This window comes from Pseudomonas sp. L-22-4S-12, assembly GCF_009799935.1.
Taxonomy (GTDB): Bacteria; Pseudomonadota; Gammaproteobacteria; order Pseudomonadales; family Pseudomonadaceae; genus Aquipseudomonas.
On the sequence record NZ_WELL01000001.1, the window covers coordinates 90,961 to 106,853 of the forward strand.

General features: G+C 67.2%; 12 protein-coding genes. 5 read left to right on the top strand and 7 right to left on the bottom strand.

What is annotated here, in order from left to right:
- Nucleotides 1–4: 4 nt before the first annotated feature.
- A complete protein-coding gene (locus F3I16_RS00420; protein ID WP_160491830.1) occupies nucleotides 5–1,789 on the top strand; it encodes a GspE/PulE family protein in 1,785 nt (594 codons plus the stop codon).
- Here the strand turns inward: F3I16_RS00420 and F3I16_RS00425 are convergent.
- Together F3I16_RS00425 and F3I16_RS00430 are read right to left on the bottom strand one after the other, a co-directional pair.
- On the bottom strand, nucleotides 1,764–3,164 hold the full coding sequence (locus F3I16_RS00425) for a diguanylate cyclase (protein WP_160492876.1): 1,401 nt from the start codon (nucleotides 3,162–3,164) through the stop codon (nucleotides 1,764–1,766). The two genes, F3I16_RS00420 and F3I16_RS00425, sit on opposite strands and share 26 nt — an antisense overlap.
- 134 nt (nucleotides 3,165–3,298) lie before the next feature.
- The gene (locus tag F3I16_RS00430) at nucleotides 3,299–4,015 is read right to left on the bottom strand and encodes a murein L,D-transpeptidase catalytic domain family protein (RefSeq protein ID WP_160491831.1); all 717 of its coding nucleotides are present in this window, start codon (nucleotides 4,013–4,015) and stop codon (nucleotides 3,299–3,301) included.
- 167 nt (nucleotides 4,016–4,182) lie between these two features.
- Here F3I16_RS00430 and F3I16_RS00435 point away from each other — a divergent pair, with 167 nt between their 5' ends.
- From F3I16_RS00435 to F3I16_RS00450, 4 genes are all read left to right on the top strand, one after another.
- Nucleotides 4,183–5,697: a murein L,D-transpeptidase gene (locus F3I16_RS00435; protein WP_256670048.1), complete on the top strand. Its 1,515-nt coding sequence runs from the start codon at nucleotides 4,183–4,185 to the stop codon at nucleotides 5,695–5,697.
- Nucleotides 5,698–5,762: 65 nt separating this feature from the next.
- Complete coding sequence (locus tag F3I16_RS00440) at nucleotides 5,763–6,698, top strand: SPFH domain-containing protein (RefSeq protein ID WP_160491832.1); 936 nt, start codon at nucleotides 5,763–5,765, stop codon at nucleotides 6,696–6,698.
- Nucleotides 6,695–7,150, top strand: a complete 456-nt coding sequence (locus F3I16_RS00445) for an NfeD family protein (RefSeq protein ID WP_160491833.1) — start codon at nucleotides 6,695–6,697, stop codon at nucleotides 7,148–7,150. The genes F3I16_RS00440 and F3I16_RS00445 overlap by 4 nt, the downstream gene beginning before the upstream one ends.
- A 12-nt stretch (nucleotides 7,151–7,162) precedes the next feature.
- A complete protein-coding gene (locus tag F3I16_RS00450) occupies nucleotides 7,163–8,437 on the top strand; it encodes an alpha/beta fold hydrolase (RefSeq protein WP_160491834.1) in 1,275 nt (424 codons plus the stop codon).
- Nucleotides 8,438–8,484: 47 nt separating this feature from the next.
- Here the strand turns inward: F3I16_RS00450 and F3I16_RS00455 are convergent, their stop codons facing one another.
- The 5 genes from F3I16_RS00455 to gcvT all read right to left on the bottom strand — a co-directional run bounded on the left by F3I16_RS00455 (nucleotide 8,485) and on the right by gcvT (nucleotide 15,786).
- Nucleotides 8,485–9,390 carry an amino acid ABC transporter substrate-binding protein gene (locus F3I16_RS00455; protein ID WP_160491835.1) on the bottom strand — a complete coding sequence of 302 codons (906 nt, stop codon included), beginning with the start codon at nucleotides 9,388–9,390 and terminating at the stop codon, nucleotides 8,485–8,487.
- Between the two features lie 35 nt (nucleotides 9,391–9,425).
- Nucleotides 9,426–10,766, bottom strand: coding sequence for a putrescine-ornithine antiporter (potE, locus tag F3I16_RS00460; RefSeq protein WP_160491836.1), 1,341 nt, complete (start codon nucleotides 10,764–10,766; stop codon nucleotides 9,426–9,428).
- A gap of 369 nt (nucleotides 10,767–11,135) precedes the next feature.
- Complete coding sequence (gcvP, locus tag F3I16_RS00465; RefSeq protein ID WP_160491837.1) at nucleotides 11,136–14,012, bottom strand: aminomethyl-transferring glycine dehydrogenase; 2,877 nt, start codon at nucleotides 14,010–14,012, stop codon at nucleotides 11,136–11,138.
- Nucleotides 14,013–14,261: 249 nt separating this feature from the next.
- Nucleotides 14,262–14,651, bottom strand: coding sequence for a glycine cleavage system protein GcvH (gene gcvH, locus F3I16_RS00470; RefSeq protein WP_160491838.1), 390 nt, complete (start codon nucleotides 14,649–14,651; stop codon nucleotides 14,262–14,264).
- Nucleotides 14,652–14,703: 52 nt separating this feature from the next.
- Nucleotides 14,704–15,786, bottom strand: a complete 1,083-nt coding sequence (gene gcvT, locus F3I16_RS00475) for a glycine cleavage system aminomethyltransferase GcvT (RefSeq protein ID WP_160491839.1) — start codon at nucleotides 15,784–15,786, stop codon at nucleotides 14,704–14,706.
- Nucleotides 15,787–15,893 lie beyond the last annotated feature (107 nt).

The window sequence follows — 15,893 nt, forward strand, 5'->3', positions numbered from 1 at the left end:
CCGCATGTCCGTTTTAGCCCCGTCGACCCAGGATCGCTGGCTGGATCTCAACGACATCCTGCGCGAGCTGGTCGCCCAGGGCCGCATCGCCCAGGACAGCGCCGAGCAGTGCCTGATGCTGCGCCGCGGCGGCGACAATGCCAAGCTGCACCCCCTGGAGTTCCTCGCCGCCCAGCAGCTCGACGACCTGCAACGACCCGGCAAGAAGCACGACCTGGAAGGGCTGACCATCTGGCTGGCGCAGCTGGCCGGCCAGCCCTACCTGCGCATCGACCCGCTGAAGATCAACGTCGCCGCGGTCACCCCGCTGATGTCCTATGCCTTCGCCCAACGGCACAAGATCCTCGCCGTGGCGGTGGACAGCGAAGCGGTGACCATCGCCAGCGCGCAGCCCTTCGTGCATGGCTGGGAAGCCAACCTGGTGCATGTGCTGAAGCGGCCGATCAAGCGCGTGGTGGTCAACCCCGCCGACCTGCAGCGCTTCACCACCGAGTTCTACCGCCTGGCCCGCTCGGTCAGCGGCGCCACCGCGGTGGACCAGAAGATCAGCGGCATCGGCAACTTCGAACAGCTGCTCAGCCTCGGCGCCAGCGACCAGGAGCCGGACGCCAACGACGCGCATATCGTCAATATCGTCGACTGGCTGTTCCAGTACGCCTACCAGCAGCGCGCCAGCGACATCCACATCGAGCCGCGCCGCGAAGCCGGCACCGTGCGCTTTCGCATCGACGGCGTGCTGCACAACGTCTACCAGTTCCCGCCCCAGGTGACCATGGCCATCGTCAGCCGCCTGAAGAGCCTCGGGCGGATGAACGTGGCGGAGAAGCGCAAGCCTCAGGACGGCCGGATCAAGACCAAGACCCCGGACGGCGGCGAAGTGGAACTGCGCCTGTCGACCCTGCCCACCGCCTTCGGCGAGAAGATGGTGATGCGCATCTTCGACCCCGAGGTGCTGCTCAAGAGCCCGGACCAGCTGGGTTTCTCCCCGGACGACCTGCGCCGCTGGGAAAGCATGACCGGCCAGCCCAACGGCATCATCCTGGTCACCGGCCCCACCGGCTCGGGCAAGACCACCACGCTGTACACCACCCTCAAGCAGCTGGCCACCGAGGAAGTGAACGTCTGCACCATCGAGGACCCGATCGAGATGATCGAGGGCGCCTTCAACCAGATGCAGGTGCAGCACAACATCGACCTGACCTTCGCCAGCGGCGTGCGCGCGCTGATGCGCCAGGACCCGGACATCATCATGGTCGGCGAGATCCGCGACCTGGAGACCGCCGAGATGGCGATCCAGGCGGCGCTCACCGGCCACCTGGTGCTCTCGACCCTGCACACCAACGACGCCCCCAGCGCCATCAGCCGCCTGCTCGAGCTGGGCGTGCCGCACTACCTGCTCAAGGCCACCATCCTCGGCGTGATGGCCCAGCGCCTGGTGCGCACCCTGTGCCCGCACTGCAAGGAGCCGGTGCAGCTCAACGAAGCCGACTGGCACAGCCTGACCACGCCGTGGAGCGCACCACTGCCGACCGGCGCGCACCGCGCCGTGGGCTGTGCGGAATGCCGCGAGACCGGCTATCGCGGCCGCGCCGGGGTGTACGAGATCATGCTGCTGAACGACGCGATCAAGCCGCTGATCAGCGCCGACACCGACCTGGTGGCCCTGCGCCGGCACGCCTTCAAGGACGGCATGCGCAGCCTGCGCCTGTCCGGCGCGCAGAAGGTCGCCGCCGGCCAGACCACCATCGAGGAAGTGCTGCGGGTCACCCCGCAGAGCGAACAGAAGTAGCGAGCCCGGCGGCAGCGCCTGGCGCCGCCACACAGACGCGGTCGCGCCCCTCGGCCTTAGCCCGGTAGAGCGCCTCGTCGGCGCACTGCAGCAGGCTGTCGGCCCCTTCGCCGGGCGCCAGCTGGGCCACCCCGACACTCAGGGTGAGCGGCAGCGCCGGGCTGAGCGGCTGCTCGCGCAGCCCATCACAGATGCGCTGAGCCAGTTGCCCTGCCTGCCGCGCATCGGTCTGCGGACAGATCACCAGAAACTCCTCGCCACCCCAGCGCCCGAGGAAGTCGCTGCCACGCACCCCGGCACGCAGCCGCTCGGCCACGCCCTGCAGCACCTGGTCGCCCTGCAGATGCCCCAGCTGATCGTTGACCCGCTTGAAGTGGTCGAGATCGAAGATCAGCACCGCCAGCGGCTGGCTGTAACGACCGGCCTGCTCCAGGCAGGCCTGGAAGTACTGGTTGAGCGCCGAGCGGTTGGCCAGCCCGGTGAGCACATCGGTCCGCGCATCGTGCCGCAGTTGCCGGTTGAGACGGCGCAGGCGGCGGATCCAGAACAGGTTGCTGAGCAGAATCACGGCAAACACCAAGGCGAGCTGGCCGAGCAGGCGATAGTCGGTCGGTGTCTCCACCCGGATCGACACATGGCGGTTGATGATCGTGTTGATCTCTTCCGGCGTCAGGCTGGCAACCGCCTTGTCGAGAATCCCGCGCAGCAGCGGCTGATCCTTGCGTACCCCGATGCGCAGCTGGTTGTCGAAACCGGCGACCTGCCCGGCAATCTTCAGGTTGAACCAGCCTTCCTTCTTGATCGTGTAGGCCGCCACCGTCAGCGAGCGCATGGTCAGCTCGGACTGGCGCTGACTGACCAGGGCCAGGGCCTGCGCCTCGCTATCGGTCAGCACGATCTGGATGTCCGGGAACTGCCGGCGCACGCGCTCCTCGATGGAGGTGCCGCGCGGCAACGCCAGGCGCACCGCGCCCAGCGCCGCCAGATCGACCACGAAGGGGTGCTCCTCGCGGCTGATCAGCACGTTGACATCGGTGAACATCGGCTCGGTGAAGATCAGCCAGGCATCGCGATCCGGGCTCTGGTTGAGGAAGCCGAGCAGCTGGCAGCGGCCTTCCTGGGAAGCTCGCAGCGACTCGTCCCAGTCGCGCGTCTCGACCCGGCGCAGGCGCAGACCGGCCCGCTCGGCGACCAGCCGCAGCAGATCGGCGGCGATGCCCTCGTATTCGCCACGGGCATTCACACTTTCGAACGGCACCCAGTCCGGGTCGACGCACAGACTGGCCTCGGGATGCTGCTCGCGATAGCGCTGCTCGGCCTCGCTCAGCGCCACGTCGGCCCGGGCCGAACCCATCACAAGCAGCCAGATGGCCATTAGCACACAGGGGCGATACACCTTGTCCTCTCCCTACCACGAGCACCTTGCCGGCGACTCGTCGCCAGCCGCGGTCAGCCCTGCCGCCCAGGGCCGCGCCCGAGGATATCAGGAAATCCCGATCGCTCCGTGACTCAGCTTTTCGGCCGACTGGTTTGCCGTAGCAGGCTGGCAAGCCGTTGCGGCTTGCAATCGAGGTAGGCGGAGTTGCGCAGCCAGCGCCGATCGGAGTGCCAGGCAAAGAGGAACTGCCCGCCCTTGAGCTTGTCGACCACCATGCGCGCCACCTGCGGACGCACCGCCGGACAGCCCAGGCTGCGGCCGATGCGGCCCTGGCTGCGGGCCAGGCGCGGGTCGACGTAGCTGGCGCCGTGGATGACGATGGCCCGCTCGCGTGCCAGGTCGTTCAGCCCCGGCTCCAGGCCATCCATGCGCAGCGAATAGCCATGCTTGCCACGGTAGCTCTCGGCGGTGCGGAACAGGCCGAGGCTGCTCTGGAAACTGCCCTCGCGATTGGAAAAGCTCTGCGCGAAATTCTCCCCGGAGCGGCGGCCGTGGGCCACGTAGTCACTCAGCAGCAGGCGCTTGCGCTGCAGGTCGAAGATCCACAGGCGGCGCGCCGTGGACGGCTGCGAATAGTCGATCACCGCCAGCCGGCTGGCCGCTTCGGCGCCATGGTTGACCGCGCACTGCATGGCCGCCACGGCATGGCGCAGGGCCTGCTGGTCGAGGCCGGGCGCCACCCGGGCGAGGTCCTCGACCAGTTTGTCATTCGCCGCGGGTGCCGCCAGCAGCGGTGCACAAAACAGCCAGAGCCCAGCCAGGCCCAAGCGGCCAATTCGTCCGAACATGCGCGCAATACCTCAAAAACCTCTGCGCCCGTCGCGCCCTGTAACCAGAGCCGAGGCCAATCCACTTATACTGGTTGTCAGCCGCCCGCCGTTTACGGCGGGGTTCCTGAGCCATGGACTGGAGCAGTATGTTGTTCAAAAAGTGTGCATCTTACCCGAGCATGCTCATGCTCATCCTGCCACTGGTCGCGAACGCCATGGAGGCTCCCGACGCCCAGCCGGTCGACCTGCGCCCGCTGCTGATGCAACCCGCCAGCCCCTGCACGGCCGTATTGGCAAGCCTAGACGATGCCACGGCGACTCTGCTGGGCAACTTCTATGCACAACGCGACGGCCGACCGGCCTGGCGTGATATCGAGCATCGCCAGCAGCTCGAGGAACAGCTCGAGCTGCTGGCGGACGATGGCCTGAACCCCGCCGATTACCCACTGGCGCAAGCCATGGACGCCTGCAGCGAGCTGCAGGCCAGCAGCAGCTACCTACGCGCCCTGCTCGACCTGCGCCGCGGCCGCCTGGACCAGCAACAGCTGGAACCGCTGTGGCGCGACCCGCAACAGCCGCGCCCGGACCCGCAGCTGGCGATCCTGTCCATCGCCCTGCTGCAACTGGATGAGCCGGCCGCCGCATTCGCCGCCGCCCGCCCCACGCTGCCGCAGTACCAGCGCCTGCGCGCGGTGTATGCGAATGAACGCCTGCAGCCCCTGCCCAGCTGGTCGGCGCTGCCGCCAGGCCCGCTGCTGCAGCCAGGCAAGCAGGATGCGCGCGTGCCGCTGCTACGCGCCCGCCTCAACCTGCCAATGGGCGAGGCCGTCCAGGATGAACTCTACGACCCGGCCACCGTCAGTGCGCTGGAGGACTTCCAGGCCCGCCACGGCCTGCAGGCAGACGGCATCCTCGGCCCGGCCAGCCTGAACGAGCTGAACCTCGACGCCCTGACCCGCCGCGAGCAGCTGCGCATCAACCTGGAGCGCCTGCGCTGGTTGGCCGACGACCTCGGCCAGGTACAGGTGGCGATCAATGTCGCCGCCGCCGAACTGCTGGTGCTGCGCCAGGGCGAGGAACTCTGGCGCACCCGCACCCAGGTCGGCCGCCTCGAGCGGCAGACCCCCTTGCTGGCCTCGCAGATCAACCGGCTGACCCTCAACCCGACCTGGACCGTGCCGCCGACCATCCTGCGTGAAGACAAGCTGCCGGCCATTCGCGCCGACCTCGACTACCTGGCCGAGCACGAGATGAGCGTGTACGACCACGACGGCAACCCGCTCGATCCCGCACAGATCGACTGGGACAACCCCGGCGCCATTCTCCTGCGCCAGGCTGCCGGGGCGAAAAACCCGCTGGGGCAGATGGCCCTGCGTTTTCGCAACCCGTTCTCGGTCTATCTGCACGACACTCCCAGCCAGGCCCTGTTCGACAAGGCGCCACGCCTGTTCAGCTCCGGCTGTGTGCGGATCGAGGCGGTCGACAGCCTGCTGGCCTGGCTGCTGCCGCAAGCGGAACTGGCCAGCGTGAAAAGCCGCATCGCCAGTGGTGAAACCCAGCAGTACCGCCTGCAGCAACCGGCACCGCTGCTGATCGCCTACTGGACGGTGGAAGTGACGGCCGACGGGCAAGTACGCTACGCCCCCGACACTTACCAGCGCGACGCCCGGCTGATCCGGGCCCTGGCAGCCGGTAGCTGAACGGGGCGCGGCCGCGCCGACTGTGCTTAGATGCGTTAATTCCATGTACATGACAGGAGAAAAATATGGAAATTGGTGGCGTACTGCTGCTCTTCGTCGGCCTCGCCGTGGCCGTGGTGTTCATGGGTTTCAAGGTGGTGCCGCAGGGCTTCGAGTGGACGGTGGAGCGCTTCGGCCGCTACACCAACACCCTCAAACCGGGCCTCAACATCATCGTGCCGGTGATGGACCGCATTGGCCGCAAGCTCAACGTGATGGAAAGCGTGCTGGACATCCCGCCGCAGGAAGTGATCACCGCCGACAACGCCACGGTGCAGATCGACGCCATCTGCTTCTTCCAGATCATCAACTCAGCCCAGGCGGCCTATGAGGTCAACAACCTCGAACACGCCATCCGCAACCTGGTGATGACCAACATCCGCACCGTGCTCGGCTCCATGGAGCTGGATGCCATGCTCGGCCAGCGCGACGCGATCAACGAGCGCCTGCTCAAGACCGTGGATGAAGCCACCGCGCCCTGGGGCATCAAGATCACTCGGATCGAGATCAAGGACATCAGCCCGCCCGCCGACCTGATGGCGGCCATGTCCGGGCAGATGAAGGCCGAACGGATCAAGCGTGCACAGATTCTCGAAGCCGAGGGCCTGCGCGCCGCCGCCATCCTCACCGCCGAAGGGCAGAAGCAGGGCGACATCCTCAAGGCCGAAGGCCAGCGCCAGGCCGCCTTCCTCGAAGCCGAGGCGCGCGAGCGCGCCGCCCAGGCCGAAGCCGAGGCCACCCGCATGGTCTCCGAGGCCATCGCCAGCGGCAACGTGCAGGCGGTCAACTACTTCGTCGCGCAGAAGTACATCGAGGCCCTGGGCAACCTGGCTTCGGCCTCCAACAGCAAGGTGATCCTCATGCCGCTGGAAGCCAGCCAGGTGATCGGCGCGGTCGGCGGCATCGGCGAAATCGTCAAGGCCACCTTCGGTGGGACCCCCTCAGGTGACAAGCGCGCATGATGAACTTCCTGCAGCACCTGACCTTCTGGGACTGGCTGGCCTTCGGCACCCTGCTGCTGATCCTCGAGATCTTCGGGGCCGGCGGCTACCTGCTGTGGATCGGCATCGCCGCGGCCTGCGTCGGCGTGCTCAGCTACCTGTTCCCGGAGCTGCCCTGGGCCTGGCAGTTCTTCCTGTTCGCCATCCTCTCGGTGCTCACCGCGGTGTTCTGGTGGCAGCGCCAGCGCAGCACTGGCAAACCCTCCGACCAGCCGGGGCTGAACCAGCGCGGCAGCGAACTGATCGGGCGCAGCTTCGTCCTGCATGAGGCCATAGTCGGCGGCCGCGGCAAGATCAAGGCCGGCGACAGCCTGTGGCTGGTCAGCGGGCCGGACCTGCCCGCCGGCACGCCGATCCGCGTAGTCGGCCAGGACGGCGTATTGCTGCGCGTCGAGGCCGAACAGACCAACTAGCGGGAGACCAGGATGGCCAAACTGCACAAGGCGCTGCTGGCGCTGACCCTGCTCTGCGGCGGTTGCCAGCTGCTGGAGCTGGACCGCCAGGTCCAGCAGGCGCACCGGGAGCTGGTGCTGGTCGCCGGCCAGCTGGAGGCGAGCAATCCTTCGACCGCCCTGGTCGCCCTGCTCGATGGGCAGGGCAAGGCAGTTGCTTACCGCATCGTCGCCCCGGGCAACGCGTTCTATTTCACCGTGGCCGCCGGGACCTACCAGCTGCTGGCCTTCGCCGATGACAACGGCAACTTCCGCCTGGACCCCGACGAAGCCCGGCACTGGCTGGCGCAGGCGCGCAGCGTGGCGCTCCGGCTGCAGCCCGATGATGCCACCCGCGCCGCCCTGCAGCGCAGCAACCGGCTGCAACTGGGCGCCACGGCCCAGGCCGAAGACACACCGGACGTCGACCTGAGCCTGGACAAGCTGTACGCAAACCAGCCGCGCCTGCGCAGCAACTACCTGCAGCAGGTCGGCCTGGACGACCCGCGCTTCGACCCACAACGGGTCAGCCAGGGCGCCTGGGAGCCGCTGAGCTACATCCGCGAAGTCGGCTACGGCCTGTACCTGCTGGAGCCCTGGGACGATGACAAGGAGCCGGTGTTCCTAGTGCACGGCATCAACGACTCGCCGCGCACCTGGCAGGCCTTGCTCGACGGCCTGGATCGGCAGCGCTTCCAGGCGGTGCTGTTCCACTACCCCGGCAGCCTGCCGCTGAACAACAGCGCCTACCTGCTCAGCGAAGCCATTCAGAATGTGCAGCTGCGCCAGGGCGTAGAGCGCTTCCATATCGTCGCCCACAGCATGGGCGGCCTGGTCGCCCGGCGCGCCGTGCAGCTGCTCGAGAGCAATGCGGGCAGCCAGAACCTGTGCCTGCTCCTCACCCTGGCCACGCCCTGGGATGGCCATCCGGCGGCAGCCACGGGCCTGAAGCAGGCGCCGGTCATAGTGCCGACCTGGCGTGATCTGGCGCCGGGCAGCGCCTACCTGCAGGCGCTGTTCGCCAAGCCGCTGCCGGCGCATGTGCGCCAGTGGCTGCTGGTCAGCTACAGCGGCAACAGCCGCCTGCTGACGCAACCCAACGACGGCGTGGTGCCGCTGGCCAGCCAGTTGCGCGGCGCCGCCCAGGACGAAGCCGAGCACCTCTACCTGCTCGAAGAGGACCACACCAGCATCCTCCACAGCAAACGCAGCAAGGCGCTGCTCGCACGGGCCCTGGACAGCCTGCCCGCCAGCGGCTGCGCGCCCTGAAACGCCGACGGCGCCTTGCGGCGCCGTCGGGCGGATGACCTCGGCGGTCACGGCAGGGCATACACCTTGAACAGCGCCCGCTCCGCCTCACCCGGCTTGCCCAGGTGTTCGCCATACAGCCGCTCAAGCTCTCCGGAGCGGTACAGCTCGCTCAACGCGGTATCGACCAGCAGGCGCATGTCTTCGTCGCCACGCTGTACGCCCAGGGCCACCGGCACGGACTCGAAGATGCGCGGCAGGACCTGCAGCTGCTCGGTACCGCTGCGGGTCTTCAGATAGTGTTCGAGGAACATGCGCTCGGAGAAGAAGGCATCGGCCTTGCCGCTGCGGATCAGCTCCACGCCCTGGTCGTAATCCTCGACCGTCTGCAGCTTCACCACCACGCCCAGCCGGCGCACCTTGTCCAGAATCCACGCTTGGGTGACACCACCGGCCATGGTCACGTAGGTGTGCCGGGCCAGGCCGTGATTGACCGTGGCCCGCCAGGTCGGCCCGCTATGCGCCGGCTGGCCAGCGAGCACGGCCAGCAGGGTCTGCGGCGCATCGGTACGCACCAGTACGCCCAGGCCGGCGGTGTAGATCGGCACCGAGAAGCTCATCGCCTGGCGTGCGGCCAGGCTTTCCGGGCTCGGCGTGCAGAGGATGTCGGCCTTGCCGGCGGCCATCAGGGCGCTCTTCTGCGCGTCCTCGACCGCCAGGAAATTCAGCCTGAGCTCAGCCAGCCCCAGCTCGGTCTTGATCCGCTGCGCGACAAGCCGGCACAGGTCGATGCCATAGCCACTGACCTGCTCGCCCTGCTGGCTGCTGAAGGGCGCCACATCCGGCACGAAGGCCAGGGTGATGCTGTTGCTGTCGCGCACCCGCTCGAGGCTGCCGGCAGCGGCCAGCAGCGGCAGCGCCAGCAGCAGGCAGAGCAGTGTCCGGGCGGTCGATTTGATCGGTTTTGCTGTCATGTCCTGTTCCCCGAATGCTGATGACTGTTCCATCCCTAAGGCTTCTCGCCCGTCGTCGGCCCGACCGGCGACAACTCGACGAAGCGCTTGGTGATGAAGCCGTAGAGCAGGTAGCCGATGACCAGGACTATCGCCGCACCGAACACCGCATCCTTGCCCGAGGCGTACAGGGCGTAGTAGCAATAGAACATCGCCACCAGCAGCACCGCCACGTTGCGGGCAAAGATCGACATGCCGACCCGGGCCTTGTACATGATCACCAGCAGCCCGGAGAGCGCCGTGACATAGGGGATCAGGTTGGTCACCGCGGCCAGGTTGACCAGCTTGCCGAACTGCTCGCTGGCGTTCGGCGAGATGGTCGACAGGGCCAGCAGGGTCTGCAGCACGGCGCAGGCGAGCATGCCGATGATCGGCGCCTCCAGCTTGCTGACACGGGCGAACAGCTTGGGAAACATGCCCTCCTCGGCGGTGACCTTGGCGGTCTGGCCGAGGGTGAACTGCCAGCCCAGCAGGGAGCCGATGCAGGCCATCACCGCGAGGATCATGATGATGTTGCCGACCAGCGGGTTGAACATCTGCGCGTAGACATAGGCGAACGGCGCACTGGAGTTGGCCAGCTCGGCGTTGGGGACGATGCCTTGGATCACGGTGGTCGAGAGGATGTACACCACCGCCGCGCCGAGGGTGCCGAACAGGCAGGCCAGCGGCACGTTGCGCTTGGGGTTGTCCACCGCATCGGAGTTCTGCGCCGCCGACTCCATGCCGAGAAAGGCCCACAGGGTCAGCGGAATGCTCTGCGCGATGGCATCGCTGGTGGCCAGGTTGTTCGGGTTCCAGGCGGCGGCAAACACGCTGGCGTCGAACCAGAACCAGCCGATCACGCTGAGGCCCGCCACCGGGATGATCACCCCCCAGACGGTGATCGAGCCGATCTTGCCGGTGATGCTCGGGCCGCCGAAATTGGCCACGGTGGTCAGCCAGATCAGTCCGACCGTGCCGATGAACAGCGGAATGGCGCCGCTGCCCAGCCAGGGGAAGAACGGCGTCAGGTAGCCCACCGCGGAGATGCCGATGGCCACGTTGCCGATGGCCAGCGAGAGGAAGTAGAGGAACGAGCAGAGGAAGAACGCCGACTTGCCGTGCGCCTCCTCGCTATAAGCCGACATGCCGCCGGAGCGCGGGCAGTAGATGCCGCACTGGGCGAAGCAGTAGGCGATGGCCATGGAACCGATGGCGGTGATGATCCATGACAGCAGCGAAACCGCCCCCAGCTGCGCCATGCTCGACGGCAGCATGATGATGCCGGAGCCCATCATGTTCACCGCCACCAGGGTGGTAAGCCCCATCAGGCTCATTTTCTTGCTTGTTTCGGCCATCGAATACTCCCTGATCGATTTTTCACACGCAGAGAACTCCGGCCTCTCGTGAGCCGGGAGCAGGCAACGCGGATATGAATGAGCTGACAGACAGCGGACTAACCCTACCGATGCCGGCCTCCCCCGCCGCATCAGTCATGAGCGCCACCCTGCAACACTATCGCTGCAGGAAGATGAACCGCCCTGCCCCAGATCAAAAGCCTAGCAAAGCCCCGGGCGGACTTCGGTTTTTCTCCGCCGTCTGGCCCATCTGCGCCAGTGCTGGGCAGTTCGCGCGCGCCGGGGTTCGCGGCTGAAGCCGCTCCTACGAGAAAAATCGCCGGCAATAAAAAACCGCCCGAAGGCGGTTTTTCATGGCACTCGCGCGACTTAGCCGCGGTAGTCGTCCATCGGCACGCAGGCGCAGAACAGGTTGCGGTCGCCGAACACGTTGTCGACGCGGTTCACCGCCGGCCAGTACTTGTGCGCACGGGTATGGGCGGACGGGGTCACCGCTTCCTCGATGCTGTACGGCCGCTCCCACACGCCGGTGACGTCGGCCAGGGTGTGCGGGGCGTTCTTCAGCGGGTTGTTCTCGGCCGGCCACTCGCCGTTGGCCACCTTGGCGATCTCGGCGCGGATGCTCAGCATGGCCTCGATGAAGCGATCCAGCTCTTCCTTGGACTCGCTCTCGGTCGGCTCGATCATCAGCGTGCCCGGCACCGGGAAGCTCATGGTCGGCGCGTGGAAGCCGTAGTCCATCAGGCGCTTGGCCACGTCTTCCTCGCTGATCCCGGTTTCCGCCTTGAGCGGGCGCAGGTCGAGGATGCACTCGTGGGCGACGCGATCGTTGCGGCCGCTGTAGAGCACCGGGAAGGCCCCGGTCAGCTGGCTGGCCAGGTAGTTGGCGTTGAGGATCGCCACCTCGGTGGCGTCGGCCAGTTGCGGGCCCATCATGGCGATGTACATCCAGCTGATCGGCAGGATGCTCGCGCTGCCCCAGGGCGCGGCGCTGACCGCAGTGTTCTGCGGGTTCGGCCCCTGCAGCTCGACCACCGGGTGGTTGGCGACGAAGGGCGCAAGATGAGCCTTGACGCCGATCGGGCCCATGCCCGGGCCGCCACCGCCGTGGGGAATGCAGAAGGTCTTGTGCAGGTTCATGTGCGACACGTCGGCGCCGATATCCGCCGGACGGGCCAGGCCCACTTGCGCGTTCAAGTTGGCGCCGTCCATGTACACCTGGCCGCCGTGGGCATGCACCACCTCGCAGATCTCGCGGATGCCTTCCTCGTACACGCCGTGGGTCGAGGGGTAGGTGATCATCAGGCAGGACAGCTTGTCGCCGGCATCCAGGGCCTTGGCCTTGAGGTCATCCATATCGACGTTGCCGGCGGCATCGCAGTCCACCACCACCACGCGCATGCTCAGCATCTGCGCCGAGGCCGGGTTGGTGCCGTGGGCCGAGGCCGGGATCAGGCAGATGTCGCGGTGGCCGTCGCCACGGCTCTGGTGGTACTTGCGGATCGCCAGCAGGCCGGCGTATTCGCCCTGGGCACCGGAGTTGGGCTGGGTGCAGATGGCGTCGAAGCCGGTGATGGCGCGCAGCCACTCTTCCAGCTCGTCGATCATCAGCTTGTAGCCCTGAGCCTGCTCGGCCGGCACGAAGGGGTGCAGGCTGGCGAATTCCGGCCAGGTGATCGGGATCATCTCGCTGGTGGCGTTGAGCTTCATGGTGCAGGAGCCCAGCGGGATCATCGACTGGTTGAGGGCCAGATCCTTGTTCTCCAGGCGCTTGAGGTAGCGCAGCATGGCGGTTTCGCTGTGGTGCGTGTTGAACACCGGGTGGCTCAGGTAGGCCGAGCTGCGCAGCAGCTCGGCCGGGATGCCCTGGGGCAGCTCGCCGGCGTCCAGTTCGGCCACGCTCAGGCCGTGGTCGGCGCCGAGGAAGATGGCGAACAGCTGCTCGACGGTCTGCGCGCTGCAGGTCTCGTCCAGGCTGACGCCCAGCTTGCCGCGACCGAGGATGCGCAGGTTGATCCGTGCGGCCTTGGCCGACTCGAGGATGGCGGTCTGCATGCCGCCGACGTCCAGGGTCAGGGTGTCGAAGAAGTGCTGGTTGTCGCGGGTGACGCCCTTCTGCGCCAGACCGGCGGCGAGGATGGCGGTCAGCCGGTGTACGCGCTGGGCGATCTGCTTGAGGCCTTGCGGTCCGTGGTAGACGGCGTAGCAGCTGGCGATGTTGGCCAGCAGCACCTGCGAGGTGCAGATGTTGGAGTTGGCCTTCTCGCGGCGGATATGCTGCTCGCGGGTCTGCAGGGCCATGCGCAGGGCGGTGTTGCCGCGGGCATCCTTGGACACGCCGATGATGCGCCCGGGCATGGCGCGCTTGTAGGCATCGCTGGTGGCGAAGAAGGCCGCGTGCGGGCCGCCGTAGCCCATCGGCACGCCGAAGCGCTGGGCCGAACCGAACACCACGTCGGCGCCCAGCTCGCCCGGCGGGGTCAGCAGCAGCAGCGACAGCAGGTCGGCGGAGACGCAGGCCAGGGCCTGCTGGGCGTGCAGCGCGGCAATCAGCGGACGCAGGTCACGGATCTCGCCGTGGGTGTCCGGGTACTGCAGCAGGGCGCCGAATACCTGGTGCTGGCTCAACTGGTCGAGATTGCCGACCAGCACTTCCAGGCCGAAACCTTCGGCACGGGTCTGCACCACGGAGATGGTCTGCGGGTGGCAATTCTCGTCGACGAAGAACAGGTTGCTCTTGCTCTTGGCCACGCGCTTGGCCAGGGCCATGGCTTCGCCGGCGGCGGTGGCTTCGTCGAGCAGCGAGGCGCTGGCCAGGTCCAAACCGGTGAGGTCGATGGTCAGCTGCTGGAAGTTCAGCAGCGCCTCCAGGCGACCCTGGGCGATTTCCGGCTGGTAGGGGGTGTAGGCGGTGTACCAGCCCGGGTTTTCCAGCACGTTGCGCAGAATCACGGTCGGGGTCAGGGTGCCGTGGTAGCCCATGCCGATCAGGCTGGTCCACTGCTGGTTCTGCTGAGCATACCCCTTGAGCTTGGCCAGGGCGCCCTGCTCGTCCAGTGCCGCCGGCAGGGCCAGCGGGCCGTTCAGGCGGATGGCCGGTGGCACGGTCTGCACGATCAGTTCGTCGCGGTTGGTCACGCCGAGGGCGGACAGCATGGCCTGCTGCTCGCCGGCATCGGGGCCGAGGTGACGACGGAGGAAGGCATCGGGCTGGTGCAACTGGGCGAGACGGGGCGTCTGGGACATGGCGTGGCTCTCGGGAAATGACAGAGCCTCGACGAATCGAGGCTCGACAACGAATGTGGCCTGTGGCGGTGATCGTAGAAGCAGATCAGGCCGGAACTAAGCCGTCGTAGAACCTGTTTACGATCTTCTGGACTAGAGCCAGACAAGGCAAAAACAGCCGAGGAAGCGGAGTTTACGAGCTGTAAATGAGCATTCCGAGGCTGTTTTTAACGCCGTATGGCCGACGGCCAGGAGATCGTAAGTGGGTTCTTAAGCGTCGGCGTCGCAGGCGGCTTTATAGCCGGCGGCATCCAGCAGGCCGTCGAGGTCGGCGGCATTGCTCGGCTGCAGCTTGAAGAACCAGGCGGCGTAAGGTTCGCCGTTGACCTGCTCGGGGCTGTCGCTGAGGGCTTCGTTGACCGCGATGACTTCACCGGCGATCGGCGCGTAGATGTCGGAGGCGGCCTTCACCGACTCCACCACACCGGCTTCCTGACCGGCGGCCAGCTGCTTGCCGACTTCCGGCAGCTCGACGTAGACCACGTCGCCCAGAGCTTCCTGGGCATGGTCGGAGATGCCCACGGTGACGGTGCCGTCCGCTTCGAGGCGGGCCCACTCGTGGCTGGCGGCGTAACGCAGATCGGCGGGGATAGTGCTCATCGGGATGTCCTCAGGATCAGGTGGCGGGTAGCCCGCCCGGAAAAGTTAGCAGTTAGATGACGGCTTTGCCGTTACGCACGAAATTCGCTTTGACCACGCGCACCGGGTACCACTTGCCGCGGATCTCCACTTCGGCGCGCTCGCCGGTGGCTGCCGGCACGCGGGCCAGGGCGATGGACTTGCCGAGGGTCGGCGAGAAGCTGCCGCTGGTGATCTCGCCTTCGCCGACGCCGTCGATGCGTACCACCTGGTGGGCGCGCAGCACGCCGCGCTCTTCCAGAACCAGGCCGACCAGCTTGGCCTGGTCGCCGGCGGCGCGCTGGCTTTCCAGGGCGCTGCGGCCGACGAAGTCGCGCTCGGCCGGTTCCCAGGCGATGGTCCAGGCCATGTTGGCGGCCAGCGGCGAAACGTCGTCGGTCATGTCCTGGCCGTACAGGTTCATCCCGGCTTCCAGGCGCAGGGTGTCGCGCGCGCCGAGGCCGATCGGGGCGATGCCGGCGCCGACCAGCTCGCTGAGGAAGGCCGCGGCCTGCTCGGCCGGCAGCATGATTTCCAGGCCGTCTTCACCGGTGTAGCCGGTGCGGGCGATGAACCAGTCGCCTTCCGGCAGGCCCTGGAACACCTTGAGTTCGTTGATCAGCGCGGCGCGCGCGGCGCTGACCAGCTCGGCGGTCTTGGCGCGGGCGTTGGGCCCCTGGATGGCGAGCATGGCCAGTTCGGCGCGCTCGGCCAGGGTGACGTCGAAGCCGGCGGTGTGCGCCTGCATCCAGGCCAGGTCCTTGTCGCGGGTGGCGGCGTTGACCACCACGCGGTAGCCCCAGTCGGTGAGGTAGACGATCAGGTCGTCGACCACCCCGCCACGCTCGTTGAGCATGCCGCTGTAGAGGGCCTTGCCCGGCGTCTGCAGGCGCGCCACGTCGTTGGCCAGCAGGTACTGCAGCCAGGCCTGGGCCTGGGGCCCGGTGACATCGACCACGGTCATGTGGGAAACGTCGAACACACCGCAGTCGCGACGCACCTGGTGGTGCTCCTCGACCTGCGAGCCGTAGTGCAGTGGCATGTCCCAGCCACCGAAATCGACCATCTTGGCGCCCAGCGCCAGATGCTGTTCGTACAGAGGGGTACGCTGTCCCATGGGTAACTCCTTGCGCTAGACGCCCGCCCGCGCCGGCCGGGGCCTGCAGCGGATGCGGGGTTCATGGTCGGGCTGCGTCAGCAGGCGCGCATTGTAGCCCCGCAAAG

Coding starts and splice junctions, on each gene's coding strand:
- F3I16_RS00440 (WP_160491832.1), top strand. CDS start 5,763: ATGGAAATTGGTGGCGTACTGCTGCTCTTCGTCGGCCTCGCCGTGGCC.
- gcvT (WP_160491839.1), bottom strand. CDS start 15,786: ATGGGACAGCGTACCCCTCTGTACGAACAGCATCTGGCGCTGGGCGCC.
- F3I16_RS00430 (WP_160491831.1), bottom strand. CDS start 4,015: ATGTTCGGACGAATTGGCCGCTTGGGCCTGGCTGGGCTCTGGCTGTTT.
- F3I16_RS00425 (WP_160492876.1), bottom strand. CDS start 3,164: ATGGCCATCTGGCTGCTTGTGATGGGTTCGGCCCGGGCCGACGTGGCG.
- F3I16_RS00455 (WP_160491835.1), bottom strand. CDS start 9,390: ATGACAGCAAAACCGATCAAATCGACCGCCCGGACACTGCTCTGCCTG.
- gcvH (WP_160491838.1), bottom strand. CDS start 14,651: ATGAGCACTATCCCCGCCGATCTGCGTTACGCCGCCAGCCACGAGTGG.
- F3I16_RS00450 (WP_160491834.1), top strand. CDS start 7,163: ATGGCCAAACTGCACAAGGCGCTGCTGGCGCTGACCCTGCTCTGCGGC.
- F3I16_RS00435 (WP_256670048.1), top strand. CDS start 4,183: ATGCTCATCCTGCCACTGGTCGCGAACGCCATGGAGGCTCCCGACGCC.
- potE (WP_160491836.1), bottom strand. CDS start 10,766: ATGGCCGAAACAAGCAAGAAAATGAGCCTGATGGGGCTTACCACCCTG.
- gcvP (WP_160491837.1), bottom strand. CDS start 14,012: ATGTCCCAGACGCCCCGTCTCGCCCAGTTGCACCAGCCCGATGCCTTC.
- F3I16_RS00445 (WP_160491833.1), top strand. CDS start 6,695: ATGATGAACTTCCTGCAGCACCTGACCTTCTGGGACTGGCTGGCCTTC.
- F3I16_RS00420 (WP_160491830.1), top strand. CDS start 5: ATGTCCGTTTTAGCCCCGTCGACCCAGGATCGCTGGCTGGATCTCAAC.